At 79.0% G+C, this 2,156-nt stretch carries 3 protein-coding genes; 1 reads left to right on the forward strand and 2 read right to left on the reverse strand.

Annotated features, from left to right (window positions below; all coding sequences use genetic code 11):
- The coding region (locus HGCM_RS18615) for a PadR family transcriptional regulator (protein WP_019137851.1) at positions 1–531 on the forward strand (531 nt) is incomplete at its 5' end.
- Positions 532–600: 69 nt separating this feature from the next.
- Here HGCM_RS18615 and HGCM_RS16160 read toward each other — a convergent pair.
- Together HGCM_RS16160 and HGCM_RS16165 are read right to left on the reverse strand one after the other, a co-directional pair.
- Positions 601–1,077, reverse strand: a complete 477-nt coding sequence (locus HGCM_RS16160) for an NUDIX hydrolase (RefSeq protein ID WP_019137852.1) — start codon at positions 1,075–1,077, stop codon at positions 601–603.
- Between the two features lie 43 nt (positions 1,078–1,120).
- Entirely contained in the window at positions 1,121–1,942 is an 822-nt protein-coding gene (locus tag HGCM_RS16165) for a transglutaminase-like domain-containing protein (RefSeq protein ID WP_019137853.1), read from the reverse strand.
- Positions 1,943–2,156 lie beyond the last annotated feature (214 nt).

A 2,156-nucleotide genomic window follows, 5' to 3' on the forward strand; every position in this document is an offset into this window, starting at 1 on the left:
CGCGGCCCGCACGGCCCCGGCCGGCGCGCCGGGCGCGGCGACATCCGCGCCGCCGTGCTGCTGCTCCTGTCCGAGCAGCCCATGCACGGCTACCAGCTCATCCAGGAGATCGCGCAGCGCTCCGGCGGCCGCTGGCGGCCGAGCCCGGGCGCGATCTACCCGGCGCTGCAGCTGCTCGAGGACGAGGGTCTCGTGACCATCACCGCCGAGCAGGGCCGCAAGCTCGCCCGCCTCACGGAGGCCGGCGGGACGTACGTGACCCAGCACGCCGACGAGCTCGGGACCCCGTTCGACGACGCGGCGACCCGTCCGCAGCACCCCGGCCGCGCCCTGCGCGACGGCATGGAGGCGCTGGGTGCGGCGGCCGCGCAGGTCGCGCGGACCGGCACGGAGCAGCAGGCGGCGGCCGCCGTCGCGGTGCTCGAGCGGGCGCGGCGCGACCTGTACCTCGTCCTCGCGGGCGAGCAGGTCGCGGACGCCCCGGCCGACGCCCCGGTCGACGCGGCCGACGACGAGGACGACGAGTCCTGACCCCCCGCACGACGGCCCTCCGGCACGACGCCGGGGGGCCGTCGTCGTGCCCGGCGCGAGCGGAGCGGCTCAGTGCTCCCGGGCGGCCAGGTGCTCCGCGAGGCGGTCGACGAACGCGCGCTGCGCGGTGACGAGCACCCGGCGCGCCTCGTCGGGCGTCACCCAGGCCGCCCGGTCGATCTCGGGCACCGCGAGCCGCCGACCCGAGCGAGGCGGCCACTCGACCTCGACGAGGTTGCTGCTCACGCGCGTCACGTCGAGGTCGCCCTCGCGCGCCCAGACGGTCACCACCTTGCCCCCGGACTGGCGCACGTCGCCGAGCGGGACGTCCTCGCCGGGAGGCGGCTGCACGCCGAGCTCCTCGGCGAACTCGCGCAGCGCAGCGCCGTGCAGGCTCTCGCCCGGCGCGGGCTCGCCCTTGGGGACGGTCCACGCGCCGGCGTCCTTGCGTGCCCAGAACGGGCCGCCCATGTGCGCGACGAGCACCTCGAACCCGCCGGCGGCGGGCCGGTGCAGCAGCAGGCCGGCGGACGTGCGTGCGGTCATCGCGCCAGCCCACCACGGGCCGCCGACACGGCGCGCCGCCCGCTCACCGGATCCGGACGAGGGTGCGGACGTCGTCGTCGGGCAGCGCGTCGGCGACCGCGCCGACCTCGAGCTCCCGCAGCGTGACGCCGCCGCCGTAGGCCGACAGGAACGCCGTGTCCGACGCGTCCCGCCCGGTGGCCACCCGCACGAGGCTGCCGCGCGGGGCGAGCGTGGTGGCATCGACGACGTGCCACGCGTGCTCGCCGGCCGGCCCGGGCACCCACGCCTCCGCGACCGCGTGGAAGTCCATCGGGTCCAGCCCGGGCGCGTACACGGCGGCGAGCCGGGCCGGCACGTCGAGCGCGCGCAGCAGGGCGACGACGAGGTGCGCGTAGTCCCGGCAGACGCCGCGGCGGGCGAGCAGGGTCCGCACCGCGCCGTCGGTCGGCTGCGAGGAGCCGGGGACGTACGCGAGCTGGGTGCCGACCCACGACGAGACGGCGGCGAGCAGGTCCGCGCCCACGAGCCCGGCGAACTCCGCGCGCGCCGTCGGCCCGAGGGTGTCGGACTCGCAGTAGCGGCTCGGGCGCAGGTAGCGCAGCCGCGCCACCTCGCCGGCGGGTCCCTCGTCGTCCGGGTCGGCGGCCGCCGCGCCGTCCACGCGCGCGACGAGGTCGACGACGAGCGTGCCGGGCGACGCGTCGAGCACGTGCAGGCGCCCGCCGTGCGGCTCGGCGAGCTCGCGCGGCTCGACCGGCGTGCCGTCGAGCGTGACGGCGAGCCGCTCGTCGGCCGCGTACGCGCGGGCGGGCGCGACGGCGAGCGCGAGGGTCGCCGGGGCGTGCACGTCGAGGACGAGGTGGGCGGTGACGTCGCGGCGCATGCGGGTGAGTCTCCGGCACGGTGACCGGCCCCGCCAGGGCTGCCGCGGGCGCGCTCGCTGCCACGGTGCGGTGCCCCGCGCGGGCTGGTACACCGGACGCATGGGACTCGTCGGCCGCTCGTTCGTGCTCGGGGTCGCCGCGGGCGGCCGCTCCTCGACCGCCCTGCTCGTCCCGCTGGAGGTCGCGGCCCGGCCCGGCGCGCCCGTCGGCGCC

The sequence above is a fragment of the Cellulomonas massiliensis JC225 genome (genome assembly GCF_000312005.1).
Lineage (GTDB): Bacteria > Actinomycetota > Actinomycetes > Actinomycetales > Cellulomonadaceae > Cellulomonas > Cellulomonas massiliensis.

Excerpts from the sequence above, each read along its gene's own strand:
- HGCM_RS16160 (WP_019137852.1), bottom strand. The coding sequence starts at position 1,077 with ATGACCGCACGCACGTCCGCCGGCCTGCTGCTGCACCGGCCCGCCGCC.
- HGCM_RS16165 (WP_019137853.1), bottom strand. The coding sequence starts at position 1,942 with ATGCGCCGCGACGTCACCGCCCACCTCGTCCTCGACGTGCACGCCCCG.